This window comes from Neohoeflea coraliihabitans, assembly GCF_019334345.1.
In the GTDB taxonomy this organism is placed as follows: domain Bacteria; phylum Pseudomonadota; class Alphaproteobacteria; order Rhizobiales; family Rhizobiaceae; genus Pseudohoeflea; species Pseudohoeflea coraliihabitans.
Map to the genome: position 1 here is coordinate 653,465 of NZ_JAHWQX010000003.1, position 26,619 is coordinate 680,083.

The window sequence follows — 26,619 nt, forward strand, 5'->3', positions numbered from 1 at the left end:
GCAGCGCACATAGCGGGGCTCCATGTCCAAGTCCACCAGCCAATCTACCCGCCGCGGCGTATCTGCAGGCCCTGGCGCGAGCCAGGGTGCGGGCCAGAGTCCTGGTCAGAGTGCGGGCCAGAGTCCGGGTTCGGGCGAGAGCGGCGATGCCAGCCTCACCCTGCCGTTCCTGGTGATGCTGATCACACCGCTGTTCTTCTCCTCGAACCTGATCTTCGGGCGGCTGGCCATTCCGGAAGTGGCACCGTTCACGCTGGCCTTTTTGCGCTGGACCGGCGCGGCGCTTTTTCTGGCGCCGTGGGTCTATGCGGCGCGCAAGCCGGCGCGCGCCTATCTGCGCGCGCATACCGGCCACTGGCTGCTTCTCGGTTTTCTCGGCATGTGGATCTGCGGCGCCATCGTCTATCTGGCGCTGCAAACGACGACGGCGACCAACGGCACGCTGATCTACACCACCTCGCCCCTGATCATCCTCTTGATCGAGCGGCTGTTTTATGGCCGTCCGATCAGCTGGCGCGAGTTTTTGGGCATCCTGATCGGCTTTTCCGGCGTGGCGATCATTGTCCTGCGCGGCGATGTCAACGTTCTCTTGGCGCTCGATTTCAATCGCGGCGACCTGTTGCTGTTCGGCGCCGCCATATCCTGGGCGGCCTATTCGGTGTTGCTGCGCCGCCGCTCGGACCCGGGCGCCGGACCGTCGCTCGGGACGCTGGCGCAGTTCGGCCTGAACGCCATCGCCGGCATCATTTTGCTGGCGCCCTTCGCCTTGTGGGAATTTTTGACCGGCGCGCGCATGCCGGTGACGGCAACCGCCTGGAGCGGCATTGGCGGCATCATCCTGTTCGCCTCGCTGCTGTCCTTTTCAGGATTTCAATACGGCATTGCACGGCTCGGAGCTGCGACCGCCGGCGTCTTCATGTATCTGATGCCGCCCTATGGCGTGGCTCTGGCGGTGTTCCTGCTCGGCGAAACGTTCGAGCGCTATCACGCCATCGGCATTGCCACCGTGCTGGCCGGGCTGGTGCTGGCAACCTTCCGCCGGCCCTATACGCGCCGCCAGGCGGCGGGATCGGCGGTCTAGGTCTTCGCGCAGGGCCGGACAATCAGCCGATGGCGCCGAGCGTCGGGAAGGTTTCCAGCAGCCAGTAGGCCATTCGCGCCATGCCGCCGGTCAGAAACAGGATGCCGGTGAGCACCAGCAGCGCGCCGGTGATCTTCTCGACCGTGCCCAGGTGCCGGCGGAAGCGCTGCAGGAAGCGCATGAAGGCGCCGGAAAAGCCCGCCGCGATCCAGAACGGCACCGCCAGGCCAAGGGAATAGAGCGCCAGCAGCGCGGCGCCGGAGCCGACGGTATCGCGCGAGGCGGCAACGCCGAGGATGGCGCCGAGCACCGGGCCGATGCAGGGTGTCCAGCCGAAGGCGAAGGCCAGCCCCATCACATAGGCGCCCGTCAGGGTGGCCGGCTGACCGCTGCCGGCGAAGCGGGCTTCGCGGGCCAGCAGACCGATGCGGAAAACACCCATGAAATGCAGGCCCATGATGATGATCAGGATGCCGCCGAGCCGGGCGAACAGATCGATGTTCTGGCGCAGAATTCCGCCGATGGAGGAGGCGCCGGCGCCAAGCGCCACAAACACCGTCGCAAAGCCGAGCGTGAAGATGAATGCGGCGCGCAGCACCTGCCATTGCACGCGCCGGGCAACCGCGGCGTCGGCCGCAGTGGCCGCAGTGGCCGCTGCGCCGCCGGGCTGGTTGGCGCGGTGCAGATCCTCGAAGGACACGCCGGCCATATAGCACAGATAGGGCGGCACGAGCGGCAACACGCAGGGCGAGAGAAACGACAGGGCGCCGGCAAGGATCGCCGTCAGCAGCGGAATATCGGCAATCGTCACGTGGTCCTGTGCCCCTGTCGCGTTTGTTCCGGCCGGCTTTCGAGCCTGGGCCGCGCCGGTTCCTGATGCCTATCACTCGCCGCGGCTTGTACCGGCGACGATTGGCGTTGACCAATCACAATTTCCGGCGCGGCTTGCGACAATTTGGCCGAGGCGCCCAATGCCCATGCGGCACGCTGCGGCGGTGCCGGTGCTTGGCACCGTGAATGACCGGGGGAATGGCCCGGGGGAATGGGCCGGGGAATGCCGCGCAAAAGCACGGATTTTGTGTTGACCAGCGGACGGGCCGTGCCTATGTTCCGCGCCACCCGGGAGGCGCTCACAGGCGCGCCGGTTCGGGAGCGCGTAGCTCAGCTGGTAGAGCAACTGACTTTTAATCAGTAGGTCCAGGGTTCGAACCCCTGCGCGCTCACCATTTTTCCATGCCACGTCGGTCGCTTGGCCTTTTGCTCCCAGAGCGGATGCGGAAGGTGCGACTTTCGTGCGACTTGCTGGTCGCACGAGCCTCTCGCACGGCAAGCCGACACGCGACACCCGGTGGTTGCTTGCGGTTGCGATGGCGCGCCGGTTTGGCGCGGTGTCAAAAGGTTCCGTCAGTCCTGGAACAGCCACATCATGTGGTGAGCTTCACCGTCGCCGTGGCGAGGACCACGTACCGTGCCGTCTTGGCGAAGGCGACCAGCAGGAGAAAACTCCAGAACGGCTCGCGAAGGACCCCGGCCGCTACCGTGAGCGCGTCACCGCCGAAAGGCATCCACGAAAGCAGCAGGCTCCATCGCCCCCATTTGCGATACCAGGCCGACGCGCGATCCAGATGAGCCGCGGAGACCGGAAACCAGCGGTGGTTCTGGAACCGGTCGACACCGCGTCCGAGCCCCCAGTTGACAACCGCGCCGAGCGTATTGCCGACGCTCGCGAAGGCGACCAGCAGGACGATGGGATATCCGGCGAGCTGAAGCCCCACCAATCCGATCTCCGATTGAGCCGGAAGTATCGTGGCCGCCAGGAAAGAGAGCGCGAACAGGCCAGACAGTTCGAGGAGACCTTCCACGCGCCTCAGCTCCGGCCGTGCCGGGCGGCATGCGTGTCGTCGATGACGACGGCATGCACTTGGCGTTGGTCGAGCGCGAACGTGCCCTGCGGGTCGGTGCCGTCATGCGGTCCTTGAAGGCCGGGCGTGACGAGGATGTTATGGGTGAGAACGGTCGGCATCACATTTTCTTCGCGATTTCCCTGAACACATCGATTGACCGTCGCCGCACGCGTGGAAGCAGTCTGACTGTCTCATTTGAGGCATGGTCGAGATGATCGTGAATGAGCGCCTTCTTTCCTTGGGTGAGAGCCTTGTCGGCGGTGGGAAGCGTGCCGTGTCCGGTCCGATCAATTTCCAGACCGGACGTTGTCATTGAAGATGTTAAGCGCAGAGATGGACAGACTTGCCGAAGGATCAAGGAGGGAAAGTCCGTCACCGACGACGCTGCCAAACCGAACAAGCCCTGACGGGCATCACCGAGGAGAATCCCGACGGCGCACAGATTAGCGCAGAGCAACGGTTTTGTAACCTGATGCCCCTATTACTACCTGAAGATGTGGATTCCTTAGGGGAATGCAATTCGCCGGATCGTTTTCAGCTTTTCTTAAGCTTCGAAGCGGAAAATTCGGACAAACGGGGCATATGGAAATGAAGAACCTCTCGCTGCTGAAAAGCAAACCGAAGAAAAGCTACCGTCTGACCCAGCTCGGCGGCCTGGCGCCCGCGCCCTCCTATCGCAGGGATGCCTGTTGCCCGGTGGTGCTGCATCTGCGCCAGAAGGGCCAGGAAGCGCGCGTGCAGCTGGCGGCGCGGCTGGTCAATATCAGCGAGGATGCCTGCCTGCTTGCGGTTGACAACATGCCGGCCAAGCTCGTCGATACCTATCTTTTCGTGCCGGGCATCAAAGCGCGCATTCCGGCCAAAGTGGAATCGCAGGGCTTGCATACGCTGGAAATCAAATTTGTCACCCGGCTGCCCGCCGATGTCGTCGACCGGATCGCCGGTCTCGATCTGGAATAGGTTCAGGCGATCCAGTCATCCAGTCGCGCTCGTGCCACTTCCTGGAGAAGGGCGAGAAAACCGTCCGTCTGCAGTTTTGCCGTATGCGCGCCCTTTTCAGCAGTGGCCTCGGCTGCCTCGCCTACGGTCCCGGAGGGGTTGAGATCCACCGCACTCCAGGCAAAACCGAAGGGTCCGGTATGTTTGAGCATGTCGAACTGCTCTTCGGCGCGGCTCACCGCCGAGACGAAGTTTTCCGCCTTGTCCATCGCGACGAGCTCGGGCCGGAAATGCAGCATCAGGGACGTCTCGACATCACCGCCGTGAATGCCGTAGCGGCGTTCGGTGTCACTGAACAGCCCGTCCGGCAGGCCGAAGCGCGACCAGCTCGACTTGACGGCCATCATGCGGGCCCGGACCCGCAATTCGCGCGTGACGATCGCCATGATTTCCTCATTGCCGCCATGCGAGGTGACGAAGACCAGCTTGCGGATGCCGGCGCGGGCGATCGAATGGCCGAGTTCCAGCCAGTGATCGATCAGGGTGGTTGCCGGTATGGTCAGGGTGCCCGGGGCATAGAGATGCTCGTTGGATTTGCCGACCGCCTGGATCGGCAGGATGCGAATGTCGAGATCCTGCGGGATCTGCGGTATCAGGGTGGCAAGCATGCCTTCCATGATCGCCGTGTCGGTGGACAGCGGCAGATGCGGGCCGTGCTGCTCGATGGCCGCGACCGGGACCACCGCGATCGTGCCGTTGGCATCGATGGTGTCAAATTCGGTCGCGGCGAAATCGCCCCACCAGATCTTGCGATACATCCGGCACTCCTGTTTGCCATCCGTTGATGCCCTGTCTTCCGTTGCAATGGCGACGTGGTCAAGTGCCGCCTGTGCCAGAAGCGGCATTCCCCGTCCGTCCGATCCGCCCTATTTTCATCGCAATCGGCTGGCTGCGCAGGAGTTCGCAGCAGCGGCAGCGCCAATTCCGGAGGCATCATGCGGATATTGCTTGTCTATTGCCACCCCGTTGCGGAAAGCTACTGCGCAGCATTGCGCGAAGCGGCGATCCGGACCCTGAAGATCACCGGGCACGAGGTCGATCTGCTCGATCTGTATGACGAAAAATTCGACCCGGTGATGCAAAGCGAGGAGGAACTGCACTACAACGCGACGACGCTCGACACGCATCCCCTGCCCGCTCAGGCCGAGCGCGTGCGCCAGGCCGAGGGCCTGCTGTTCGTGTATCCGACATGGTGGTACGGCCCGCCGGCGATGTTGAAGGGATGGCTGGATCGCGTCCTGACGCCGAATGTCGCCTATCAGCTCAGTCCCGGTGACCGGCCGATCCGGCCCTTGTTGACGCAAATCCGCTTTATCGGCGTCATCACCACCTGCGGCGCGACGCGCACCTGGTCGAACCTGATGGGGCATCCGGGACGGCGCATGCTGCTGCGCGGCGTGCGGGCCCTGTGCGCGCGACGCTGCAAGTCATTGTATCTCGCCCATTATTCCATGGATCAATCGACCGCGGAGACCCGCGCGGCGTTTCAGCGGCGTGTCGAGAAATATCTCGCAAAGATCTGACAGCGCTGTTCGCCGCGCGCGCTCCGTTCAGCGGTGCCGCGGCGCATTCTCGGGGGAGAGTTGCCCGAGACGGCGCTCAAGCCACCAGCCGTAGCGTGGCGGCCAATGGGCATAGCCCGCTTCGCCGAGCAGTTCGACGGCGGCGTGCAGGGGCCAGAACGGATTGTGCAGACTTTCGCGCCCGATGGCGATCAGGTCGGCATCGCCGTCTTGCAGCACGGATTCGGCATAGGCGGGCTGGCGGATCAGCCCGACGGCCATGGTCGTGAGCCCTGCCCCGGCCCTCACTTTTGCTGAAAGAGGCACCTGGTAGCCTTGCGGACGCTGAATGGCGGCGGTCGTCGAGCGCGATGTCAGGCCGCCCGACGAGCAGTCAATGACATCGACGCCGGCCAATGAAAGTTCGCGCGCCAGAGCGATGGAATCATCGATGTCCCACCCTTCCGGCATGCCATCGATCGCGGAAATGCGCACGAAGATCGGCAAATGATCGGGCCAGTTGGCGCGCACGGCGCGCGTTACCTCGAGGGCGAAGCGCATGCGATTGGCACGGTCGCCGCCATAGGCGTCCTGGCGGTGATTGCTGATCGGCGAGAGAAAGGAGTGGATGAGATAGCCATGCGCGGCGTGGATGTCGATCGCCTGAAAGCCCGCTTCGGCGGCCCGTCGTGCGGCGTCACCGTAAGCCGTCACCAGGTCGCCGATCTGCGCGATGGTCAATTCAGCCGGTACCGGCCAGCCGGGATTGGCGGCAATCGGCGATGGGCCGACGACATTCCAGGGCGGTTCGCCATTCGCAGCGTCCTCGGGGCCAAGGGGGCCAAAGCCATCCCATGGGGCCTGTACGGAAGCCTTGCGGCCGCAATGGCCGATCTGGATGCCGGGCACGCTTCCCGCCGCGGCGATCTTTCGGGCCAGCCGCGCCCAACTGGCCGTCTGCGTGTCCGACCACAAGCCGAGGTCGAAATGGGTGTTGCGGCCGATCGGGTCGATGGCGGCGACTTCGGTGAAAACCAGTCCGGCGCCGCCCTGTGCCAGGCGCACGAGGTGTTCGAAATGCCATGCCGCCGGTTCACCGCCATCATCGGAGGCATATTGCTGCATCGGTGAAATGACGATGCGGTTTTTCAGCGTCACGCCGCGCAGCGCCAGCGGGCTGAACAACCGGCTGGATGGCGTCCCGGGGGTTACAGCTGCGTCCATCAAATCCCTTTCATCCTTCCGGATTTCTCGTCATGCCAGACTCTCCCGTCATCCCAAGGCGCGGGCCGATCAGGCCGCCGCCTTGGGGTGCTGCGCTGGCCCCGAGGCGTGCAGGCGGTCCAGCAAGGCGGCGCGGCGGCTGGCGGCCAGCGCGATCGCTTCTTCCTTGACCGGGCCAAATCCGCGTATCGCCTCGGGAAGGCGTGCCAGTTCGACGGCCGCTTCATGGTTGGCCGGGCCGAGATCCGCAAGAAGGGGGTCGAGATCGGCCTGGTACTGGGCGATCAGCTGCCGTTCCTGCCGACGCTCCGGGGTTCGGCCGAACGGATCGAGCGGGGTGCCGCGCAGGAAACGCAGATGGCTGAGACCGCGCATTGCGGTGAAGATCCACGGGCCGAATTTCTTCTTGCGCGGCCGTCCGGTTGCCGGATCGGTCTGGCTCAAAAAAGGCGGCGCCAGCCAGAGCGACATGCGATCATAGCCGTCGATGGCCTCGTCGAGCCTGGCTTTCCAGGCGGTATCGGCATAAAGGCGCGCCACTTCGTATTCATCCTTGTAGGACATCAGCTTGGCAAGATTGAAGGCCACCGCCTTGGCGAGCTCATCGGTGCCGGCGCCCAGCGCCTTTTCTTCGGCGGCGTGGACCCGGCGCACCGTTGCCTCGTAACGCTGCGCCCAGCGCCTGCCCTGATAGCGGCGAAGATGGGCAACGCGGTGCGCAACGAGATCGTCGAGCCGATCCAGCGTGACGGGTGCGGTCTTTTGCGGCGCGACCGCCTCAGGGTCGATCACCGCCAGACGTCCGAGATCCAGCGCGTCAAGATTGAACTCGACGGCGGCACCGTTGAGTTCAATGGCCTTGCGGATGGCGGCAAGCGGCAGGGGCAACCAGCCCATCTGGTAGGCATAGCCGACCATGAACATGTTGGCTGCGATGCGGTCGCCCAGCAAACGCTCGGCGATCGCGTCGGCATCAATGGCGCGCATCTCGGCGACAGCGGACCCGACCCTGGCGGTCAGCGCCTCGGCGTCGATGCGATAATCGCGGTCACCCTGAAATGCCGCGGTCGGCATTGGATTGTCGGACAGCAGGGCGCGGGTGCGTCCCGCATCGCAGGTCTTCAGACCATCGGCGCTGGCAGCGGTGACGAGATCACAGCCGAGCAGCAGATCGGCGCTGGCCGAATTGACCTGCGAACCGCCGAGGTCATCGGGGGAAGCGGTCAGGCGGAGATGGCTGTACACGGCGCCGCCCTTTTGCGCCATCCCGGTCATGCTGTAGCAGCTGGCGCCCATGCCGATCAGATTGGCGGCCATCGCGAGGACGCTGCCGACCGTGACGACGCCTGTGCCGCCAACGCCGGTAATCAGCACATTGCACACTGCCGGCGGCGGCAGATCAACTTCCGGCAGACCCTTCAACCGGTCGCGGTCAATGGCGCCTCCCCCCTTGCGCGGCTTGCCGCCCTCGACCGTGACGAAGGACGGGCAGAATCCCTCAACACAGGAATAGTCCTTGTTGCAGGATGACTGGTCGATCTTGCGCTTGCGCCCGAACGCGGTTTCTTGCGGCAGGATGCTGACGCAGTTGGACTGGACCGAGCAATCGCCGCAGCCTTCGCAGACATCCTCGTTGATGAAGACGCGCGTTGTCGGGTCAGGCATCGTCTTGCGCTTGCGGCGCCGGCGCTTTTCAGCGGCGCAGACCTGCTCATAGACGATGACGGTGACGCCCCTGGTGCGTGCCAGTTCGCCCTGGATGCGCGGCAGTTCGCGGCGATCAACGATATCGACGCCGGCGACAGAGATTTCGGTGCGGCCGAGATCGTCGGTGACGACGACGACGCGCTCGACATTTTCGGCAAGCACCTGGCGGACGATATCGTCGCTGACAAGCTCGCCCTCGACGGGTTGGCCGCCGGTCATGGCGACCGCATCATTGGCCAGGATCTTGTAGGTGATGTTGACGCCGGCGAGAACGGCGGCACGGATGGCCAGAAGTCCGGAATGCGAATAGGTGCCGTCACCGATGTTCTGAAAGACATGTTCGGTGCCGGTGAAATGCGACAGGCCTATCCAGTTGGCGCCCTCGGCGCCCATCTGCACCGGCTTGAGCGTGTCGCGATCCATCCACATGGCCATGGCATGGCAGCCGATCCCTGACAACGCCACGGAACCATCTGGAACCCTGGTCGAGGTATTGTGCGGACAGCCGGAGCAGAAATAGGGAATGCGGCGCGGCTGATCGGCGGCCGGGACGGCCAGTTCAGCAGCCGTGATCTTCGCAACCCGTTCCTCAAGCGCCTCGTCCGCCAGGCCGAGGGCCTGCAGGCGGCTCGCCAAAGCGCGGGCGATGGTGCGCGGATCGAGCTGCACATCGGCGGGGAGCAGCGGCGCCTCGTCCGGGTCGAACTTGCCGGTGATGCGCGGCCGACTGGGCTCATTGAACAACAGCCGGGCCGCCTGATCCTCGACGAAGGCCCGCTTCTCCTCGACAAAGAACAGTTCCTCACAGTCCTGGGCAAAGGATTTCAGCCCGGTCGGCTCGACAGGCCAGATCATTCCGACCTTGTAGACGGACAGACCAAGGGCTGCGGCACGCGCCTCATCAAGACCGAGCAGATCGAGCGCGTCAAGGAGATCGGAATAAGCCTTGCCGGTGGCGACGACGCCGAGCCGGGCGCCGGGCTGGCCAAGGGTGCGCCGGTCGATGCGGTTGGCGCGGGCAAATTCATGCACCCGCGGCAGACGCAGACGCATCACGACACTCTCGTCGCGCTGGGGCCCGTAATCGGCCTGTGGACGAATATCGGCGGATGCCTCGCTCTGGTTTGGCGGCACCAGATCCGGAGCATTGGCATCGACGTCGATCGTGGCTGCGGTCTCGAGCGTCTCGTTGACGGTCTTCATGCCAACCCACAGGCCGGTATGGCGCGACAACGCCCACCCATACAGCCCGTATTCCAGCACTTCCTGGACATTTGCCGGGTAGAGCACCGGGATCATGTGGGCGGACAGCGCCTGTTCACTCTGATGCGCTATGGTCGAGGATTTGCCCGGATGGTCGTCGCCAAACACGACAAGCACGCCGCCGTGCTCGGTGGTGCCGGCATAGTTGCCGTGCTTGAAGGCATCTCCCGAGCGATCAACGCCCGGGCCCTTGCCGTACCACATGGAAAAGACACCATCGACGGTCTTGCCCGGAAGGCTGTCGATCTGCTGGGTGCCCCAGATCGACGTGGCGGCGAGATCCTCGTTCATGCCGGGCTGAAAGATGATGGAGCGCTCTTTCAGCAGATCACGCGATTTCCAGAGTTCCATGTCGAGGCCGCCAAGGGGGGAGCCACGATAACCGGAGACGAAACCGGAGGTGTTGAGGCCGGCCTTGCGGTCGCGTTCGCGCTGGGTGATCAGCAGCCGTACCAAGGCTTGTGTGCCGCTGAGGAACAGCGTGCCCGCATCCTGTGTGTAGCGGTCCGACAGCGATACGTCGCGCAGCGCAATGTTCATGGTTCAACTCCGTTCAGGCTGATGCCCGTTCTGTCCATCATAAATGACGCCGGCGGCGAGCAGTGCATCAACTTCTTCGTCGTTCCAGCCCGCCTCGGCCAACACGGCTCTGGTGTCGGCGCCGAGCGTGGCCGGCATGCTGCGCAGTTTCGGCGTCTTTCCATCGTAGCGCACCGGGTGGGTAACGAGGGTGGCCGGTTCGCCGTTGACGGAAATGTCCTCGAAGCACTCGTTTTCCCGGGCCTGCGGATCTTTGCGAATGGCGTCGTAATCCTGAACGCGCTCATACCACAATCCGTGCGGCGCCAGCGCCTGATCGAGGCGCTGATATGTCCAGCCGGCGAGTTCGGTGCCGAGACAGGCCATGAAAGCATCGCGATTTGCCATGCGGTCGCCTGCGAGAGCCACGAGTTCCGGGTGCCCGATGGCGTCGGCAAACCGGTCGATGTCGCCGCCCAGGCTGATGACCGCATGACAATCCTTGAGCTCGAAGACCCCGTAGGGCGCCGGCAGAAACCAGGATGCGAGGCGAGGATCTCGACGGAGGCGCTCGGCATTCCGATTGCCGGAATAATAGGCTGCCATCGATTCCGCTTGCAGGTCAAGGCCGGCGCTGAACAGGTTGGATTCGATGCGCGTCCCCTCGCCCGTCTGCAGCTTTCTGGCGTAGGCGGCACTGATCGCCATCGCCAGCAAGGCGGCGCCGTGCTGATCGACGATCGGCACGCCCGGAACCGTCGGTGCGGTCTCGAGGTTGCCGGTGGCGGCGACCAAACCGCAGCGCGCCTGGACAAGCAGATCCTGACCCGGAGCCTTGGCCATCGGACCGGAAGCCCCCCAGCCGGACGCCGAGGCATAGATGATGTCCGGTTTGATCTGACGGACCTCGTCATAGCCGAATCCGAGTCGTTCGAGCACCCCGATCCGGTAGTTCTCGATGATCACGTCACTCTGGCGGATAAGCGAATGGATGACCTCGCGGCCCTTGTCGCTCTTCAGGTCCACGGCAATCGAACGCTTGTTGCGGTTCACCGCCATGAAGGTGGCGCTGAGACCGCCGACAAACACGGAATCGGCTCCGTAGCTGCGTTCGAAGGCCCCGGTCAGCGGCTCCACCTTGACGACATCAGCGCCCATGTCGGCGAGATATTGCGAGGCCGCCGGTCCCTGGACGAAATGCGTAAATCCGAGAACCTTCATCTTATCAAGCATGGTTGCTATGTCTCTGTTATCGTGTCTGTTTCGGTGTAGGGTCGGCGTCCAAAGGCGACGCTCGGAAAATGGGTGCTCAGAGCGACATCTCGCCGTTTTTGAGAAGGCTGCGGGCGATGACCGCACGATGAATGTCGGAGGCGCCGTCGAAGATGCGATAGACGCGGGCGTCGCGATAAAGCTGCTCCAGCGGCATTTCGCGGCAATAGCCCATGCCGCCATAAATCTGCACGGCCTTGTCGGCGACGCGTCCGAGCATCTCCGAGGCGTAGTACTTCACCATCGAGACTTTCGCGCGCGGATCCATGCCCTGGTCTGTCTCCCAGGCCGCATTGAGGACCATCATGCGCGCCGCAAAAATTTCCGTCGCCATGTCGGCAAGCATGGCCTGCACCATCTGGAAATCGCCAATCTTCTGGCCGAACTGCTTGCGCTCATTGGCGTAGTCGATGGACAGCTGCATGAGTTTGCGCGCCATCCCAACCGCCCGGCCGCCAACCATGCCGAGACGCACCTGGTTGATGGTCGACAAGGCCTGAAACAGACCCGATCCTTCCGGCCCGAGCATCTGCGATTGCGGCAATCGCGCATCTTCAAAAACCAGCTCGCAGTGATTTGTGGCGCGCAGCCCCATCATGTACTGGATCCGGCCGATGGTGAAACCGGGCGTGTCCCGGTCGATCAGAAAGGCGCTGATCCCCTTGGCGCCCTTCGACGGGTCAGTGACGGCAGTGACGATGAAGGCATCGGCAAGATCGGCATCGCTGATGAAATGCTTCGAGCCATTGATGACGAAATCGTCGCCATCACGCCGCGCCGCCGTTTTGATTCCGGCAGCATCCGAACCGGCATTCGGCTCTGTCATGCCGAGCGCGACGTTGATCTCGCCGGCTACGGTGGGCAACAGATACTTGTCCCGTTGTTCGCCGACGCAATTGAGCAATGACGTCGGAATGGCGCCGAAGGCGCGCCGGACAAGTGCATCCTTGGTGAAGCCGAATTCCTCTTCGCACAGACACATGTCAACGGTGCTCAGACCGCCGCCGCCGACTTCTTCCGGCAGTCCCATGGCAAACAGGCCCAACTCCTTCGCCTTGGTGCGTAATTCGCGCGCCAGTTCCGGGCGCACATACTGCTTTTCCTCAACCTCGGCCTCGTGGGGTTGCAGTTCCTCCCTGATAAAGCGCCGCAGGGTTTCGAGCAGCATCTGGGTTTCCTGGGGGAGAGAAAAATCGATCAATTGTAGCCTCCAGCGTCCCCGTGCGGGACGGATCGGTTCGGTTCAGTCTGCGAATGTTGGTCTCAGTCGGCGGGTTCGAACGCGGTGACATCGAGCGGCTCGCCGAAAGCGGCCTGTCTCTTGCTTATGAAGGCCGCGACGCCCTCGGAGAAATCTGCGGTGCGCGACAATCCCTCGCTGAGATCGAGCGTCCGGCGAATCGCCTCGGCTTCAACAAGGTCGCAGGCGTAGCGCAGTGCCATCTTGCAGGCGTAAGTGGCCTGAGCTGGCCCCTGCGCCAGGCGGCGGGCGAGGTCCGTTGCCGTTTCGAGCGCCCTGCCTCTCGGCGCAATCCGGTTCGCCAGCCCCCAATTCAACGCTGTCTCGGCGTCGATCATGTCGCCCAGCAGCATCATTTCATTAGCGCGGGAAAGACCTATGCGGCGGGTCACACGAACGGTGCCGCCACTGCCCGGAAAGCCGCCGAGCAAAATTTCCGGAAGGCCGACTCGGGCATCTTCCGAAACGACGATCAGATCGCAGCCGGCCGCCAGTTCAAGGCCGCCTCCAAGCGCCAGACGCTCGATGGCTGCCACGGTCGGCTTGGGGAAATTGGCCACGAGGCCATAGGTTTCGTTTTCATAGCCGAGCTTTTTCGTCACGATCGCTCTTTCAGAGACGAGGCCCGGGAATTCCTTGATATCGGATCCGGCGCAGAACGCCCGGTCGCCGGCGCCGGTCAGCACCAGCGCACCAACCTGCGGATCGTCAGCGAGCCTTTTGACAGCCGCGTTCATCTCCCGCGTCATATCCAGGGTCACCACATTCATCGGAGGATTGTTCAGGGTCATGACCGCCACGCCATCCCTGATCTCCACCTGACATTTCTGCTTACTCATTATCGTTCCTCCGCGGTCGGACCTTGACTTATACTGACTTGCAGGTCAATAAGTTTTTGGGCGTTGCGAATGCCGCGCCGACAGCGTGTCGAGGAGGAATGACGCAGATGAGTGCCATAGTTGTCGCGCGGGTTCAGGTGACGGATCCGGAAAAATACGAAACCTACAAGCCGCTCGCCAAAGCGGCGATCGAAGCGCATGGCGGACGCTATCTGGTGCGCGGCGCCGAACCGGTCGTCCTGGAGGGCGAAACTGCTCCGGTGCGGTATGTGGTCGTGGAGTTCGATTCCGTCGAGACGGTGCAGAAGTTCTACGATTCACCGCTTTATCTCAAGGCGCGCGAGGCCCGGGATGGCGCCGCGATAGCCCAGATCACGGCGCTTCAAAGCGTGTGAATTTTCGAAAGGACATGACGATGGCCAGCAAAAACTTTGACTGCTCGGGTGTCATCCCGGCCTGCCTGCTTCCCCTCCATGATGACCTGAGCATCGACGAGGCGAGCTATCGCAAGCATCTTCGCGACGTCGCGGCGGTGCGCGGTGTTGCCGCCATCACCGTGAATGGCCACGCCTCCGAGGTCTCGTCCTGTACATTCGAAGAACAGGAAATGCTGCTTGATGTGGCAGCCGCTGAAATTGGCGACAGAATGCCGCTGGTCAACGGCGTTTATGCCGACAGCGCCGGCGAGGCCGTCCGGATTGCGCGCATGTCTGAGGACAAAGGCGCTTCAGCATTGCTGGTCTTCCCCTCCAATGTTTTCATTCTCGGTTCGCGACCGGAGATGATCCTTGATCACTACAAGCGCATCGCCGATGCCACCGATCTGCCGCTGATCATCTTCCAGTTCCCGAGCACAACGCCGTTATCCTATTCGCATGATGTGCTGGCGCGGTTGATTGAGGAAGTGCCGAGCGTGCGCGCCATGAAAGACGGCTGCGGCGATCCCGTCCGTCACGAGATGACGATCCGGGAATTGCAGAGCAACACGCGGCCGTTCCATGTGCTGTCGACGCACAGCGCCTGGATTTTGCCCTCACTGGTCTCCGGGTGCAACGGCCTGCTCTCCGGCGCGGGCTCGACGATTGCCGATCTGCACGTGGCCCTTTACGAGGCGGTGAAGGCCGATGAGCTGGCGCAGGCAAGAAAAGTCGCCGAGCGGATCTACCCCACCACTCATGCTTTCTACGGTCCCCCCGGCGTCGACATGCACAACCGCATGAAGGAGGCCCAGGTCCTGCTTGGGCGGCTGCCATCCGCTGCTGTCCGGCCTCCGCTGCAGAAGCTTTCGCAAAGCGAAATCAACCGCATACAAACCGCCCTGCAGGCCGCCGGCATCGAAAATGAAGGTGCCATGCGTCTGGCGTCGTGAGCGGGACGCGGCACATTCGTGACTCGCGGGACCGGACCAGCGCGGCCAGCATTGGCGGCATTTCTTGCGCATTCGCGCAGAAGCTGAATATAAGAGACAAACTCAGCGAAGGCATTGCGAATGCTTGAAAGTGGCAGGTGTCCCCATGCGTGACCGGATCAAGAGCGTTGCCGAAGAGCTTCTTATCAAGCATGGCTACCGGGGGTTGAGTTTCCGGCAGATCTCCGAGCTTCTCAATACGACCCGCGCCAATCTGCACTATCACTTCGGCAGCAAGGACGGTCTCGTCGAGGAAGTGCTGGAGGACTATGCAAACCGCACCCTCGATGGTTACCGCGACATCCTGACCGATTCCCGCACGACATTGCGGCAAAAGGTGGAAGCCGTGGTCAGAGCGACGCACGCGCGTTACAAGACCTACAATACCGGCGGCGACGAGGGTGAACCCTGGAGCCTGATGATCCGTCTGCGGTCTGACAGCGATGCCATCACACCGAAAATGCGGGCCAAGCTGAGGGATGTCAGCCGTGAATTCGAGACCCTCGTGCGGGTCGGAGTCCGGGCCGCCATTCAGTCAGGCGAATTGCGCCCTGACACGCCCGAGGATCAAGTGGTGGTTATGCTGGTGAACATCATTCACTACGCCGGATCCGTGACGCGCGATCACGGTACCTTCCAGCGGCTTGCCGATCTGTGGGAATCGACTTTGACCACAATCGAAAAGGCCTATGGCAACTCCTGAGGCGGATGCGCGCTCCTCATCAGCGCATCTGGTCGCGCTCCAGCATTTCGATGAAGTCTCGAAGATCGATGCCGGCAGCCTTTCGGTCCCAGGTGCGCTCGCTGACGCCCTGCTGGCGCAGAACCGCCTTGCGGATTTTCTGGGTGGGTGTGCGCGGCATTTCATCGAGAATCTCGATGTAGCGCGGCACCATCGCATGGGGCAGTTCTCTCGCCAGATGAGCGAGCAGGTCGATCGGCGCACAGGCCTGATCCGGGCGCACAAGCACGCACAGCATAATGTCCTCATCTGAGGCAAAACCGGAGGGTACGCCAATGGCGGCACTCTCCTGAACGGCAGGGAAAAGGTTTGCGGCGAACTCGATGTCGTAGGACGAGATGTTCTCAGCACGGCGGCGGATGCGGTCGCCGAGGCGGTCGACGAAAAACAACCAGCCGTCGGCATCGAGGTAGCCGCTGTCGCCCGAGTGAAACCATCCGCTTCGCCATGTTTGAGCCGTGGCCTCAGGGTCTCCGAGATAGCCGGGGCTGATGATTCCCGGCAGCTTCGTGCGGACCGCAAACTCGCCGATCGCCCCATCCGGGACGGGCCTGTCGGTCTCCGGGTCGAGGATCGCGAACTCGTACCGGTCATCGCTCAACCTGCCGCAGGAACCAAGTTTCAGTGGCTCGTCATAGGGGTGCCAGAAGGGAATGTTGATCTCCGTCATCCCCCAGGTCTCGATCCCTTTCACACCGAAGCGACGCTCGAAATCGAGGGCGATGTGCTTGGGGAACGGCGCGGTACCAATGCGTGTCAGCCGTGTCTCGGCATCATTTGCGCGTTCCGGTTCGGCATAAATCATCTCAAGCAGCGGGCCATGGCCGATCGTGACCGTTGCGCCGGTAGCACGAATGCGATCGATCCACCCTGACGCCGAAAACCTGCGGTCAAAACACACCCTCGCGCCACTCAGCAGCGCCGCATAGATGACGCAGAAACGCGGCGACATATGAAAAAGCGGATGCGCGCAGAAAAACACGTCGTCGGCGACGACGCGCAGTCCGTTGATTGTCTGGCGGGCCGTAAGATGGCCCTGGGCCTGGGTGACCATGACGCCTTTCGGTGGTCCGGTGGTGCCGGAGGTGAAGAGAATTGAGGCCACGTCACCGGGCTTGGAGACTGGTGCTGGCGCCTCTTCGATCGGGCCGGGCCGAAGCGAGCGGCAAGAGATGGCCGCGTTTACGCTGCCCAGAGCGTCCTGCCAGACATCCGCATCGCCAATTGTCAGGATCTGCCGCAGTTGCGCTCCGTCGCGGCAAGCTTGCGCAAGAGCAGGCAGCAAGGCGGCATCGGCAATGACAATTTCGGTATCGGCCCGGATCAGCGCCTGCGCCAGCAGACGACCAGAGAAATTCGGGTTGATCGGCGCATCGGCGGCGCCAAGAAGGTTGGCGGCAAACCAGACGGCAATGTGCTCAATGGAATTTCCTGCCAGCAGAGCAATCCTTTGCCCTGATCGGACCCCACATCTGTGAAGCGTTGCCGCGTAGCCGCGTGACAGGTCGGAAAAGGCGGAAAAGCTCAGGGCCGGCGCATCCTCGAAGAGGATAAACGGCTTGTCCGGCGTCAGGGCACATCGCCTCTTGAGGGCGCGGTCAAGCGTCCAGTCGTTTACCCCCAAGGCAGTTGCAAGATCGCGATCCGACGTCATCATAGCGGTGTGAGGGACGGCACCGCGCCGCCCCCCTCGCCTGTCCTAGTTGATGGTGACGAAGGCGCCATCACGGATCTCGACCGTAATCAACGAGTCTTCGAACACGCCTTCGTGCTGCTCGGGCGAGTAACACAGCTTGCCATCGATATAGGTTCCGTCGAAGTCGCAGATCGTTTCCAGCGCGTCGCGGATCTTGGCGCCGGTGACCTCGCCATCAACGCGGCGAATGGCCTCGGCGAGTGCCATGAAGCCGGTGGAGCTGAGAAGTTCGCCATAGCCCTGCGGCTCCATCCCGGCGGCCTGCATCACATCGCCAAGCGCTTTCTGCTTGTCGGACGGATCGTTCCAGTTACCCATCGACACCACCTGGACACCCTCGCCGGCATCTCCTGCGGCGTTGATGAAGGGTTGCTGGTTGAGCGATCCGGAGCCGATGATCGGCGCCTCAATGCCCACCTGCTTGGCCGCGCGAACAAAGGCGGCGCCGAGCGCCGGTGCAGAGGTCTGCAGGAGGATCACGTCCGGATCAGCATTGCGGATCTTGGTGGCCTGCGCGGTCAGGTCGATCGCGGAAAGAGGAGCCGACAAGGCTGCGACGACCTCAATATCCTGTTCCTCGGAAAGCTTGGTGGCATATTCCATGCCGGCCTCGCCATAGGCATCTTCCTGATACATCACGGCAAATTTCTTGTGACCCGGCGAAAACACACCGCGCTCCATGATGCCCGACAGGATCACCTTGTCGGTTGGCGCAATACGGAAGACCCACGGCCAGAAGGCATGTTCCTTGTCGGTCACGCTGATGGTGCCAACCGGCGCAAGCACCGGCACTTCAGCACGCGCGGCGACAGGCATCAGCGCCAGTGTGCCGGTCCCAATCGTCGAGCCGATGATGGCGATGACGCCATCCTGGCGGATCAGCTTTGTCGCGCATCGCGCCGATTCGGTCGGGTTGGTCTGGTCGTCGCAGAAGATGATCTCAATCTTCTTGCCGTCGATGCCCCCTTCTGAATTCAGATTATCGGCAAGGATCTTGACGATATCCCGCTCCGGCACGCCGAACGGTGCTGCCGGTCCGGAAACGGAAAAGATTCCGCCTACTTTCAGCGTTTCCTCCTGCGCCTGGCCCGCACCGGTCATCATTCCGGCGGCAAGTACACCCGCGGCGGTGGTCTTGAGAAACTTCTTCATCTGCTACTCCCTTTTTGATTGCAGCACCTTCGTGCTAATTGTCCGCGCCGCCCATAAAGACGTCCGCGAGCTCCTCCGGATTCTTGAGATCATCCTTTCCACCCCGGCGCATGACTTCTCCCTGCGACAGGATGATGTAGCGGTCGGCGATCCGACTGGCGAAAGGCACGTTCTGCTCGGCCAGCAACAGCGCCAGCCCACGCGCCTTCAAGGCATTGAAAGCGTTTTCAAGGATATCGAAGACCGCCGGTGCCAGCCCCTGGCTCGGCTCATCAAGGACCAGCACCGCCGGATTGCGCCCCAACGCCAAGCCGATGGCCAGCATCTGCTGTTCCCCGCCCGACAACACCCCGGCATGCGCCTTGTCGCGAACCTTCAGGATGGGAAACATATCGAGAATGAAATCGCGCTGAGCCTCACGCTCGCCCGGATCCAGCAGCCGAAGTCCGACATCAATATTCTCGCGCACCGACATGGCCGGAAAAATGTTTCCGCGTTGTTCGGGCACGAAGGACAGACCACGCGCCGCCCGAGCATTGGCGCTCATCCGGCCGATATCCGTGCCGCCGATCCTGACTTCACCGCCACCACTGACGATGCCAGCGATCGCCCCGAGCATCGAACTTTTGCCGGCGCCATTGGGGCCAAGCACGGCGAGAAGTTCGCCGGCCCGCACCTCAAGATCGACACCATGGACCACGGAGATGCGGTTGTAGCGCGCGGTGATGCCTGCGCATGCAATGACAGGGTCTTTCGCCGTGTCCGGCGCCGCGGCTGAAATGCTCTGAACAGTGGTCTCCGTTGCACGCGTCATTGGCCGGCCCTCCCGAGATAGGTGTCGATGAAGGCGCGGTCGCTGGCGATCTCGGCAGGAGTGCCTTCGAGCAACATCCTGCCTTCCTTCAGCACGACCACATGCTCCGCCAGTTCACGGATGAGGTTGAAATTGTGCTCCACCAGCAGAACGCCGACGCCCTGATCGGCGAGACGCCGCACCTCGTAGGCGAGCATTTTCTGTTCATCGCGTGCCAGGCCCGCGGCCGGCTCATCGAGCAGAATGTATTTCGGATCATTGGCAACGGCACGGGCGACCTCGACGAGTCGCACCCGCCCCATCGGCAGTTCACTCATTTGCAGATCGCGAAATGGCGCAAGGCGCAAGTCGCTGAGAATGGAACCGCAGCGCTCGCGAAACGTTTTCTCCTCGGCACTTGCCGCAGGTGTTCGTACCATGGAGGCGAACAGGGAGCAGGCCTTGCGTGGATAGAAGCCACACATCACCGCCTCTTCCACGGTGATCTGCGGATCAAAACGCGGCGTCTGGAAGGTGCGCGCCAGACCAAGTGCGATGCGCCGGTGCGGCGGCCGGGAATCGATACGTGCTCCGTCCAACTGGATGCTGCCTGCGGCGGTGCGCACCATGCCGGTGATAGCATTAAACATCGTGCTCTTGCCCGACCCATTCGGTCCGACGATGGACACGATCTGACCGCGTTCCATGGTCAGGGAGACATTGTCGACCGCGGTCACGCCGCCGAAGCGCACGGTTACATTTTCGGCGCGGACGGTCATGTTGCACCTCCCGTAACGTTCTTGCCGTTCGCTGTCTTCGCCGCTGTCCGGCCCCTGCCTTTGGAAAACAGTTTTGCCCAATTGGTGCCAAGGGCACCGTTCGGCGCGACCAGCAATACGAGGATGAGAACCGCACCGAAAATCATGCCCTGCGTTTCAGCGGCCGGCAGATAAAGGGTGATCAAAGTGAGAAACGCGGCACCCAAGACGGGGCCGAGCATCGTTGAAGCGCCGCCAATGACGGCCATGAGAACGATGCGGATCGAGACATGCATGGTCAGCGAATCCGGCCCCATGTAAGTCAGGTGGTGGGCATAGAGCCATCCGGCCAGACCGGCCACCGACGAGGAGAGCGCAAAATAGACCGCCAGCAGGGCCGGCACATTGATGCCATCGGCGGTGGCACGCAGTGGGTCATGCTTGGCCGTCTTCACCGCACGGCCCGTCGCGGAGACGGTGAGGTTGGCGTAAAGGATGATAACGCCAGCCACCAGCGCCCAGGACAGGATGTGCATGGAAAAGAGACTGTCAGCGAACCAGAGGGTCGGAATGCCGGAGATGCCGATATAGCCGCCGGTAAAATCGCCGCCCTCGCGGATCGCCATTTCCAGGACGATGGAAAGAAGGATCGTGGCGATCGACAATGGCAGGGGCGACAGACGGGTGATTGCCCGCGCCATCGGGTAGGCCAAAAGCGTTGGCAGCAGCAGTGCGAGCACCAGACCAAGCAGCGGTGACATCCCGTAGCGGGCCGTCACGATCGCCGTGGCATAGGCCCCGATCGCTCCGAAAGCAGCTGGCGCGATGGACAGGATGCCCGCCTGCCCATAGGCCATGCCGACCGACAGCGCCAGAAGCGAGAAAATGGCCACCAGCACGGAATTGTCCAGCCAGAAGGGGCTGGCGGCAATGACCGGGGTGATCAGCGCGATGGTGATAACCACAATCAGCGCCGGTATAAAGCGAGACAGGGTATTGCTGCGCATCAGACCCGCCCTCCCGTTGCTGCGATCTGGTTCATGCGCCCCAGCGACAGAATGACAAAGATGAAGATGAAGGGGATGGCGGTGGCCCAGCCGCCCGGCAGGTAGCCGGCACTCAAGGCCTGAACGATGCCGATGACCAGCCCCCCTGCGAAGCCGCGCAAGGGCCCGTGCATCCCGAAAATGATCGCCGCACCGAAGCCCCAGATGGTGAGGTTGAAGGCGGTCGAGTAATCGGCACCCGTGGTGTAGAGGATCAAGACGCCCGCCACGCCAGCAAGAAAGCCGCCCAGAACGTAGGTGGCAAACCAGATCTGCTTGACAGGGATACCGTTCAGCGCCGCACCCACCGGATTGACCGCGCTGGCACGCATTGCCCGGCCAAAGGGCGTCTTCTGCAACACGATGAACAAGGCCGACAGGATCGCCAGGCAGACAACGACGTTGATGCCCATCTGCGGGCTGACCCGAATGCCGCCGATGTCCCAGAAGGTGGAGAAGGGCTGACGGATCATCGGGTTGGTGCCGAAAACCGTCAGGATGAAGGATTCGATGAAGGTCGCCAGTCCGAATGTGCCGAGGACGGCAATGATATGATCAATATGGCCCGGACGATTGAGACGCAGCGATATCAGCCCGACCAAAATCGACGCGAACACCGCCACGCCGATGGCAACGATGACGCCGAGCGGCCCACCGATGACGTAGAGCACGGCTGCGGCGAGCACTGCATAAGCGCCGAGCGCCACATCGACCGAACCGGTGGTTGAAAAAAGCAGGCTGACCGGAAAGGCCAGCAAGCCGTAGGTCACGCCGACGAGCGCGCCCCGCGTGAGATACTCGATGAATTCAAACAAGCTGTCCTCCCCAATGCCCGTCTCCCCGCGGGCGCCCGCCAATGGCGTAGCATACTTGCATGTCAGTAAGCCTTTTCACTTTAAACCTGTCAAGCGGCTGTCCGCATCCATTCTGGTTGAATCAATTCATCCACAGACCGCCGGTGACGTTGATGGATTGTCCGGTCATGTAATCGGCCTCGTCTGAGACGAGATAGGCCACTGCATTGGCGATATCGCGCGGCTTTCCGAGCCGGCCCAGGGGAATCAGATGTTGCCTTTCCGTCGATGCAGGCAGCCCCTTGCGCGAGGCTTCCGCATCCGCCATTTCGCGCATCCGCGTGTCCGTGATGGTACCGGGACAAACAGCATTGACGCGAATGTTGCTGGTCGCCAGATCAAGCGCCATGGACTGCGTCATGCCGATGATTGCGAATTTTGATGCGCAATAGGCCAGAGACATCGGCCGCCCGGACTTGCCGAACCAGGAGGCGATGTTGACGATCAGTCCGCCGCCGGCATCGCGCATGGCCGGAACCGAAACATGGCAGCAATTATAGGTGCCGCCAATATTGACGGAGAGTGTGCGGTCGAAATCCTGCGGCTCCGCGTCGAGGATGGAGGCCACCTGCCCTATGCCGGCATTGTTGACAAGAATATCCGGCGCCGCGCCCCACTTTGCCATGACCTCGGCGTGGGCCGCGGCCACAGCCTCGCGGTCGGATACGTCGACCTCATAGGCGGCCGCCTGCCCGCCCTCCCGGGACAGCGATCCTGTCGTCTCCCGGACGCCGCCGCCGTCGATATCCCACAAAGCAACCGAGCACCCCTCTCGAATGAGACGTTCAGAGACCGCCCGTCCGATCCCATGCGCGGCCCCGGTGACGATGGCGCGTTTTCCTTCCAATCCATACATGCTGGCAGTCCATTTCATTGGTGTGATGGGATGCGCGTCGTTAACGATCCGGTCCCGTCAGGTTCGGCGGATGTGGATGCCGCCATCGACGTGGAAGGCGTCGCCGGTGCTGTAGGGCAACAACCCGGCTGCGAGGACGCCGACCGTCTTGCCGATGTCCTCCGGCTGCCCCCAGCGGCGCTGCGGAAAGCCCCCCGACTGCACCCAATTTTCGTATTTCTCGCGGACATCAGCGGTCATGTCGGTGTGAATGATGCCGGGGCGCACCTCATGAACCGCGATGCCGTGTTCAGCCAGACGCAGGGCGTAGAGTGTCGACATCATCGCAATGCCCGATTTGGAAATGCAATAATCTGCCTGCGCTGGGGTCGCCACCACCGCATTGCCCGAGGAGATAAAGATAATGCTGCGATCGGGATGTTTTGCATCGCCGCCGGGCTCGGCGAGCATTCGCCTGGCGATGGCCTGGGTGAGAAAAAAGGACCCGCGCAGGTTTGTCGAAATCAGCCGATCGAAGGCATCGACCGGGACATCCAGCATGTCGCCACGATGCGTCGTCTGCACGCCCGCATTATTGACGAGGCAGGTGAGCGGCCCGAAAGCGCTCCATGCGGCGTCCACCAATTTCTCATGATCTTCGACGGCGGCGACGTTGCCCTTTACGAAGGCCGAGCGACCACCGCGGGCGACAATGCCCGCAAGCGTCTCTTCGACGGCATTGTCGCGCTCAAGGTCGTTGATGACGACGTCAAAACCGTGCTCGACAAGCGCGAAGGCAATGGCTCTTCCGATGCCACGGCGCCCGCCGGTCACCAGTGCACGCCGGGAGGGCTGATCGCCGCCACCGACGCTCACTGCTTTTCTCCCGCGACCGTCACCCAGCGCATGACGTGCGTTGCCTTGGCAACCACGTGGCCCCGCTGGTTGGCAGCGGTCACCTCCGCGAGCGCGCGCTGGCGCTCGCCCTGCAGTTCCGAGACGGTGTAGGTGATCGTCACCGTGTCGCCGAAAAATACCGGACCCATGAAACGGATCTTGTCGTAGCCCTGTGAAACCGGAGTATAGCCTGCGTATTTTGCGACATGCGGCCCATACATCAGCGTCGAGGCCGTTGACATCAGCCCAACGGTCAGGACCCCGTGGGCGATGCGCTCGCCAAAGGCGGAACTGGACATGTATTGCGCATTGCAGTGGACATCCGAAAGATCACCGGTGATGCCGGCGAACAGATAGACGTCGCTCTCGCTTATCGTTTTGGCAAAGCTGACGCTGTCGCCCACCGAAACATGAAAATCCGTGTCCTGCATTGGCCGTCCTCCCTCACTCCGCGGAGAGTCCTAAGGCTGACTTGCATGTAGGTCAATATGCGATACAAGCAATTATGGCTTTTTGCCGGAGAATGCGAACCGGCCACACGGATATGCGGCGCAGGGCGCCGTGAGAAAGAAGGGGGAGGAGAGGATGTCCGGACTAAAACAGGGCGGCAGGGCTGACAGCGGTGCCTGCCTTGGAGCGGCATTGTCGACGATTGGCGAACTGGTTGGAGATCGCCTGTCGCGCGCGGAAGCGGTGCGCTTGCAACACGCCAGCCAGCTGACCTGGATGGCCTCGCAACCTCCCGACGCGGTGGCGTTTGTCGAGACCACAGACGAGGTGGCGGCTATAATGCGCATCTGTGCACACCACCGCATCCCGGTCATCCCCTTCGGTGCAGGCACGTCGTTCGAGGGCCATGTCAACGCGCCGTATGGCGGTCTTTCGATCGACCTGTCGCGGATGCACTCGATTCTGTCGGTGAATGCCGAGGATATGGATTGCACGATCCAGCCGGGCGTGACCCGGTTGGCATTGAACGAACATTTGCGCGACACCGGCCTGTTCTTTCCCATTGATCCCGGGGCGGATGCGTCCCTGGGCGGCATGGCCGCAACGCGCGCCTCAGGGACGAACGCGGTGCGATACGGCACCATGAAGGACAATGTGCTGGCCATGACGGTGGTTCTGCCCAGCGGCGAGACCGTGAGCACCGGCAGCCGCGCCCGTAAGTCTTCGGCAGGCTATGACCTGACCCGGGTGTTTGTCGGCTCGGAAGGCACACTTGGCATCATCACCGAGATGGTTCTGCGGCTGGCACCGATTCCGGAAGCCATCGTCGGTGGCATCTGCCCCTTTCCGGACGTGCGGTCCGCCTGCGATGCCGTGATCGCGACGATCCAGAGCGCCATCCCCGTGGCGCGGATAGAATTTCTCGATGAACTGACGGTGCATGCGGTCAATGCCCATTCCGGACTTGATCTGGCGGAAACACCCCTGCTTCTTCTCGAGTTTCACGGCACCGCGGCGAGCGTTGCCGAACAATCGCAGCGTTTTGGCGAACTGGCCGAGGCGTTTGGTGGCGGTCCGTTCATCTGGTCGGAAAAGCCGGAGGAACGGAGCCGCCTGTGGAAAGCGCGTCACGAGGCCTACTGGGCCTGCCTCGCCCTTCGGCCCGGGGCCCGGCCCATCCCGACCGATGTGTGCGTTCCGATCTCACGCCTGGCAGATTGTGTGGAAGCCACCAAGTCCGAGATCGCTGATCTCGGCCTGGTCGCGCCGGTGGTCGGGCACGTCGGCGACGGCAATTTTCACGTGCAGCCGCTGGTAGATATGGACAATCCGGATGAGATCGAGACCGTACGCGGGTTTGTCGCCCGGCTGGCCGAACGCGCCATCACCATGGGCGGAACCTGTAGCGGGGAACACGGAATCGGTCAGGAGAAACGCCGTTATCTCGAGCGGGAACACGGGCGCGCAGCGCTGTCACTGATGCGCAGCATCAAGGCAGCAATCGATCCGCACAACCTGATGAATCCGGGAAAAATGCTGGAGCCAGAAGAATGAGCATAACCTCGCCCCTGCCCGGCCGCGCCGGATCTGTCGATTTCGTCGATGGCTATACGCGGCTGTTTGGAATTGTCGGGCATCCGATCCGCCAGGTCCGCTCACCGCAGACAGTTACTTTCGAACTGCGCCGGCGGGGTATCAATGCCATTCTGCTGCCCCTGCATGTGCTGCCTGAGGATTTCGATTCCGTGTTTCCGCCGCTTCTCAAGCTGGCCAATCTCGATGGATTGGTGGTGACCGTGCCGCACAAGACGGCGGTTCCGCGGCATCTCGATGGCATTGGTCCCCTAGGAAAGTTCTCAGGGAGTGTCTCGATCCTGGCGCGCACCAGCGACAATTGCTGGGTGGGAGAAATGTTTGACGGCACCGGTTGCGTCCAGGCTCTGCAAAAGCACGGCATAGGCCTGACCGGACAACGGATCCTGCTGCTCGGAGCGGGTGGAGCCGGCGCAGCGATAGCCGCCGCCCTCGCCCGCACTCAGCCCGCTTCGCTGCATGTGAAAGAACCGGACAATGGCCGGCGGAACCGTTTGCGCGCGCGTCTGACAGGCGCCTTTCCCGCTCTTGTCCTGCCCGACGGGATGCCGCAACTGGACGAGATCGATGTTCTGATCAACGCCTCACCGGTGGGCATGCTCGATGCCGATCGCATGCCGATCGAGGTTGACCGGATCCCAGCCCACGTGGCGGTCTTGGACGCGATCATGGACCCCGAAGAGACGCGCCTTTTGCACCTGGCCAAGGCCTGTGGCTGTCGCACCGTCCCCGGGCGGGACATGCTCGATTCGCAGATTGTCTCCGCCGTGGATTTCATGATGGCGACCCGCACCTTGCAACTCGGCGAGGTTGCATATCCGACCTAGAAAATTCGGATGTTATCA

The 26,619-nt window shown here is 62.5% G+C and carries 26 protein-coding genes and 1 tRNA gene; 9 read left to right on the plus strand and 18 right to left on the minus strand.

What is annotated here, in order from left to right; translation table 11 throughout:
• The first annotated feature begins 22 nt into the window (after nt 1-22).
• Nucleotides 23-1,081 carry a DMT family transporter gene (locus KY465_RS14145; protein WP_219202405.1) on the plus strand — a complete coding sequence of 353 codons (1,059 nt, stop codon included), beginning with the start codon at nt 23-25 and terminating at the stop codon, nt 1,079-1,081.
• 22 nt (nt 1,082-1,103) lie between these two features.
• On the opposite strand, the gene KY465_RS14150 is transcribed toward KY465_RS14145, so the two are convergent.
• Nucleotides 1,104-1,892 (minus strand): cytochrome c biogenesis CcdA family protein, encoded by a 789-nt coding sequence (locus KY465_RS14150; RefSeq protein ID WP_219202406.1) that lies wholly within the window; start codon nt 1,890-1,892, stop codon nt 1,104-1,106.
• A gap of 339 nt (nt 1,893-2,231) precedes the next feature.
• Here KY465_RS14150 and KY465_RS14155 point away from each other — a divergent pair.
• A tRNA-Lys gene (locus tag KY465_RS14155) sits at nt 2,232-2,307 on the plus strand.
• A 198-nt stretch (nt 2,308-2,505) separates the two neighbouring features.
• On the opposite strand, the gene KY465_RS14160 is transcribed toward KY465_RS14155, so the two are convergent.
• Together KY465_RS14160 and KY465_RS14165 are read right to left on the minus strand one after the other, a co-directional pair.
• Nucleotides 2,506-2,943, minus strand: coding sequence for a YqaA family protein (locus KY465_RS14160; RefSeq protein ID WP_219202409.1), 438 nt, complete (start codon nt 2,941-2,943; stop codon nt 2,506-2,508).
• Nucleotides 2,944-2,948: 5 nt separating this feature from the next.
• A complete protein-coding gene (locus KY465_RS14165; RefSeq protein WP_219202411.1) occupies nt 2,949-3,104 on the minus strand; it encodes a hypothetical protein in 156 nt (51 codons plus the stop codon).
• 463 nt (nt 3,105-3,567) lie between these two features.
• Between KY465_RS14165 and KY465_RS14170 the strand changes: the two genes are divergently transcribed.
• Nucleotides 3,568-3,945: a hypothetical protein gene (locus KY465_RS14170; protein ID WP_219202413.1), complete on the plus strand. Its 378-nt coding sequence runs from the start codon at nt 3,568-3,570 to the stop codon at nt 3,943-3,945.
• A 2-nt stretch (nt 3,946-3,947) separates the two neighbouring features.
• Here KY465_RS14170 and KY465_RS14175 read toward each other — a convergent pair whose 3' ends face one another.
• On the minus strand, nt 3,948-4,742 hold the full coding sequence (locus KY465_RS14175; RefSeq protein WP_219202802.1) for a creatininase family protein: 795 nt from the start codon (nt 4,740-4,742) through the stop codon (nt 3,948-3,950).
• Between the two features lie 177 nt (nt 4,743-4,919).
• Between KY465_RS14175 and KY465_RS14180 the strand changes: the two genes are divergently transcribed.
• On the plus strand, nt 4,920-5,507 hold the full coding sequence (locus KY465_RS14180; protein WP_219202415.1) for an NAD(P)H-dependent oxidoreductase: 588 nt from the start codon (nt 4,920-4,922) through the stop codon (nt 5,505-5,507).
• 27 nt (nt 5,508-5,534) lie between these two features.
• Here the strand turns inward: KY465_RS14180 and KY465_RS14185 are convergent, their stop codons facing one another.
• The 5 genes from KY465_RS14185 to KY465_RS14205 form a co-directional block, all read right to left on the minus strand.
• Nucleotides 5,535-6,710, minus strand: a complete 1,176-nt coding sequence (locus KY465_RS14185; protein WP_219202417.1) for an NADH:flavin oxidoreductase/NADH oxidase — start codon at nt 6,708-6,710, stop codon at nt 5,535-5,537.
• A gap of 69 nt (nt 6,711-6,779) precedes the next feature.
• The gene (locus KY465_RS14190; protein WP_219202419.1) at nt 6,780-10,220 is read right to left on the minus strand and encodes an indolepyruvate ferredoxin oxidoreductase family protein; all 3,441 of its coding nucleotides are present in this window, start codon (nt 10,218-10,220) and stop codon (nt 6,780-6,782) included.
• Nucleotides 10,221-10,223: 3 nt separating this feature from the next.
• Entirely contained in the window at nt 10,224-11,432 is a 1,209-nt protein-coding gene (locus tag KY465_RS14195; protein ID WP_219202420.1) for a CaiB/BaiF CoA transferase family protein, read from the minus strand.
• A gap of 76 nt (nt 11,433-11,508) precedes the next feature.
• A complete protein-coding gene (locus tag KY465_RS14200; protein ID WP_255561679.1) occupies nt 11,509-12,639 on the minus strand; it encodes an acyl-CoA dehydrogenase family protein in 1,131 nt (376 codons plus the stop codon).
• Nucleotides 12,640-12,734: 95 nt separating this feature from the next.
• The gene (locus tag KY465_RS14205) at nt 12,735-13,550 is read right to left on the minus strand and encodes an enoyl-CoA hydratase/isomerase family protein (RefSeq protein ID WP_219202424.1); all 816 of its coding nucleotides are present in this window, start codon (nt 13,548-13,550) and stop codon (nt 12,735-12,737) included.
• 107 nt (nt 13,551-13,657) lie between these two features.
• Between KY465_RS14205 and KY465_RS14210 the strand changes: the two genes are divergently transcribed.
• From KY465_RS14210 to KY465_RS14220, 3 genes are all read left to right on the plus strand, one after another.
• The gene (locus tag KY465_RS14210; protein ID WP_219202426.1) at nt 13,658-13,945 is read left to right on the plus strand and encodes a DUF1330 domain-containing protein; all 288 of its coding nucleotides are present in this window, start codon (nt 13,658-13,660) and stop codon (nt 13,943-13,945) included.
• A gap of 20 nt (nt 13,946-13,965) precedes the next feature.
• A complete protein-coding gene (locus KY465_RS14215; RefSeq protein ID WP_255561680.1) occupies nt 13,966-14,919 on the plus strand; it encodes a dihydrodipicolinate synthase family protein in 954 nt (317 codons plus the stop codon).
• Nucleotides 14,920-15,064: 145 nt separating this feature from the next.
• On the plus strand, nt 15,065-15,661 hold the full coding sequence (locus KY465_RS14220) for a TetR/AcrR family transcriptional regulator (protein WP_219202430.1): 597 nt from the start codon (nt 15,065-15,067) through the stop codon (nt 15,659-15,661).
• A 19-nt stretch (nt 15,662-15,680) separates the two neighbouring features.
• Here KY465_RS14220 and KY465_RS14225 read toward each other — a convergent pair whose 3' ends face one another.
• From KY465_RS14225 to KY465_RS14265, 9 genes are all read right to left on the minus strand, one after another.
• On the minus strand, nt 15,681-17,324 hold the full coding sequence (locus KY465_RS14225) for an AMP-binding protein (protein WP_219202432.1): 1,644 nt from the start codon (nt 17,322-17,324) through the stop codon (nt 15,681-15,683).
• Nucleotides 17,325-17,399: 75 nt separating this feature from the next.
• Complete coding sequence (locus KY465_RS14230; RefSeq protein ID WP_219202434.1) at nt 17,400-18,548, minus strand: ABC transporter substrate-binding protein; 1,149 nt, start codon at nt 18,546-18,548, stop codon at nt 17,400-17,402.
• A 34-nt stretch (nt 18,549-18,582) separates the two neighbouring features.
• Entirely contained in the window at nt 18,583-19,362 is a 780-nt protein-coding gene (locus tag KY465_RS14235; RefSeq protein WP_219202436.1) for an ABC transporter ATP-binding protein, read from the minus strand.
• Entirely contained in the window at nt 19,359-20,120 is a 762-nt protein-coding gene (locus KY465_RS14240; protein ID WP_219202438.1) for an ABC transporter ATP-binding protein, read from the minus strand. The genes KY465_RS14235 and KY465_RS14240 overlap by 4 nt, the downstream gene beginning before the upstream one ends.
• Nucleotides 20,117-21,106 (minus strand): branched-chain amino acid ABC transporter permease, encoded by a 990-nt coding sequence (locus KY465_RS14245; protein WP_219202440.1) that lies wholly within the window; start codon nt 21,104-21,106, stop codon nt 20,117-20,119. The genes KY465_RS14240 and KY465_RS14245 overlap by 4 nt, the downstream gene beginning before the upstream one ends.
• The gene (locus KY465_RS14250) at nt 21,106-21,960 is read right to left on the minus strand and encodes a branched-chain amino acid ABC transporter permease (protein ID WP_219202442.1); all 855 of its coding nucleotides are present in this window, start codon (nt 21,958-21,960) and stop codon (nt 21,106-21,108) included. Before KY465_RS14250 ends, KY465_RS14245 begins: the two co-directional genes overlap by 1 nt.
• A 121-nt stretch (nt 21,961-22,081) precedes the next feature.
• Nucleotides 22,082-22,855, minus strand: a complete 774-nt coding sequence (locus KY465_RS14255; RefSeq protein WP_219202443.1) for an SDR family NAD(P)-dependent oxidoreductase — start codon at nt 22,853-22,855, stop codon at nt 22,082-22,084.
• A 57-nt stretch (nt 22,856-22,912) separates the two neighbouring features.
• The gene (locus tag KY465_RS14260) at nt 22,913-23,710 is read right to left on the minus strand and encodes a 3-ketoacyl-ACP reductase (RefSeq protein WP_219202445.1); all 798 of its coding nucleotides are present in this window, start codon (nt 23,708-23,710) and stop codon (nt 22,913-22,915) included.
• Nucleotides 23,707-24,162, minus strand: a complete 456-nt coding sequence (locus KY465_RS14265; RefSeq protein WP_219202447.1) for a MaoC family dehydratase — start codon at nt 24,160-24,162, stop codon at nt 23,707-23,709. The genes KY465_RS14260 and KY465_RS14265 overlap by 4 nt, the downstream gene beginning before the upstream one ends.
• Before the next feature lie 154 nt (nt 24,163-24,316).
• Here KY465_RS14265 and KY465_RS14270 point away from each other — a divergent pair, with 154 nt between their 5' ends.
• Together KY465_RS14270 and KY465_RS14275 are read left to right on the plus strand one after the other, a co-directional pair.
• Nucleotides 24,317-25,735: an FAD-binding oxidoreductase gene (locus tag KY465_RS14270; RefSeq protein WP_219202450.1), complete on the plus strand. Its 1,419-nt coding sequence runs from the start codon at nt 24,317-24,319 to the stop codon at nt 25,733-25,735.
• On the plus strand, nt 25,732-26,601 hold the full coding sequence (locus KY465_RS14275) for a shikimate dehydrogenase family protein (protein WP_219202451.1): 870 nt from the start codon (nt 25,732-25,734) through the stop codon (nt 26,599-26,601). Before KY465_RS14270 ends, KY465_RS14275 begins: the two co-directional genes overlap by 4 nt.
• Nucleotides 26,602-26,619 lie beyond the last annotated feature (18 nt).

Bases quoted from the DNA above. Each gene is read 5' to 3' on its own strand.
- KY465_RS14165 (WP_219202411.1), bottom strand. From the start codon at position 3,104: ATGCCGACCGTTCTCACCCATAACATCCTCGTCACGCCCGGCCTTCAA.
- KY465_RS14205 (WP_219202424.1), bottom strand. From the start codon at position 13,550: ATGAGTAAGCAGAAATGTCAGGTGGAGATCAGGGATGGCGTGGCGGTC.
- KY465_RS14210 (WP_219202426.1), top strand. From the start codon at position 13,658: ATGAGTGCCATAGTTGTCGCGCGGGTTCAGGTGACGGATCCGGAAAAA.
- KY465_RS14200 (WP_255561679.1), bottom strand. From the start codon at position 12,639: ATGCTGCTCGAAACCCTGCGGCGCTTTATCAGGGAGGAACTGCAACCC.
- KY465_RS14175 (WP_219202802.1), bottom strand. From the start codon at position 4,742: ATGTATCGCAAGATCTGGTGGGGCGATTTCGCCGCGACCGAATTTGAC.
- KY465_RS14195 (WP_219202420.1), bottom strand. From the start codon at position 11,432: ATGCTTGATAAGATGAAGGTTCTCGGATTTACGCATTTCGTCCAGGGA.
- KY465_RS14220 (WP_219202430.1), top strand. From the start codon at position 15,065: ATGCGTGACCGGATCAAGAGCGTTGCCGAAGAGCTTCTTATCAAGCAT.
- KY465_RS14215 (WP_255561680.1), top strand. From the start codon at position 13,966: ATGGCCAGCAAAAACTTTGACTGCTCGGGTGTCATCCCGGCCTGCCTG.
- KY465_RS14270 (WP_219202450.1), top strand. From the start codon at position 24,317: ATGTCCGGACTAAAACAGGGCGGCAGGGCTGACAGCGGTGCCTGCCTT.
- KY465_RS14265 (WP_219202447.1), bottom strand. From the start codon at position 24,162: ATGCAGGACACGGATTTTCATGTTTCGGTGGGCGACAGCGTCAGCTTT.
- KY465_RS14185 (WP_219202417.1), bottom strand. From the start codon at position 6,710: ATGGACGCAGCTGTAACCCCCGGGACGCCATCCAGCCGGTTGTTCAGC.
- KY465_RS14170 (WP_219202413.1), top strand. From the start codon at position 3,568: ATGGAAATGAAGAACCTCTCGCTGCTGAAAAGCAAACCGAAGAAAAGC.
- KY465_RS14275 (WP_219202451.1), top strand. From the start codon at position 25,732: ATGAGCATAACCTCGCCCCTGCCCGGCCGCGCCGGATCTGTCGATTTC.
- KY465_RS14180 (WP_219202415.1), top strand. From the start codon at position 4,920: ATGCGGATATTGCTTGTCTATTGCCACCCCGTTGCGGAAAGCTACTGC.
- KY465_RS14230 (WP_219202434.1), bottom strand. From the start codon at position 18,548: ATGAAGAAGTTTCTCAAGACCACCGCCGCGGGTGTACTTGCCGCCGGA.
- KY465_RS14235 (WP_219202436.1), bottom strand. From the start codon at position 19,362: ATGACGCGTGCAACGGAGACCACTGTTCAGAGCATTTCAGCCGCGGCG.
- KY465_RS14190 (WP_219202419.1), bottom strand. From the start codon at position 10,220: ATGAACATTGCGCTGCGCGACGTATCGCTGTCGGACCGCTACACACAG.
- KY465_RS14240 (WP_219202438.1), bottom strand. From the start codon at position 20,120: ATGACCGTCCGCGCCGAAAATGTAACCGTGCGCTTCGGCGGCGTGACC.
- KY465_RS14145 (WP_219202405.1), top strand. From the start codon at position 23: ATGTCCAAGTCCACCAGCCAATCTACCCGCCGCGGCGTATCTGCAGGC.
- KY465_RS14255 (WP_219202443.1), bottom strand. From the start codon at position 22,855: ATGTATGGATTGGAAGGAAAACGCGCCATCGTCACCGGGGCCGCGCAT.
- KY465_RS14245 (WP_219202440.1), bottom strand. From the start codon at position 21,106: ATGCGCAGCAATACCCTGTCTCGCTTTATACCGGCGCTGATTGTGGTT.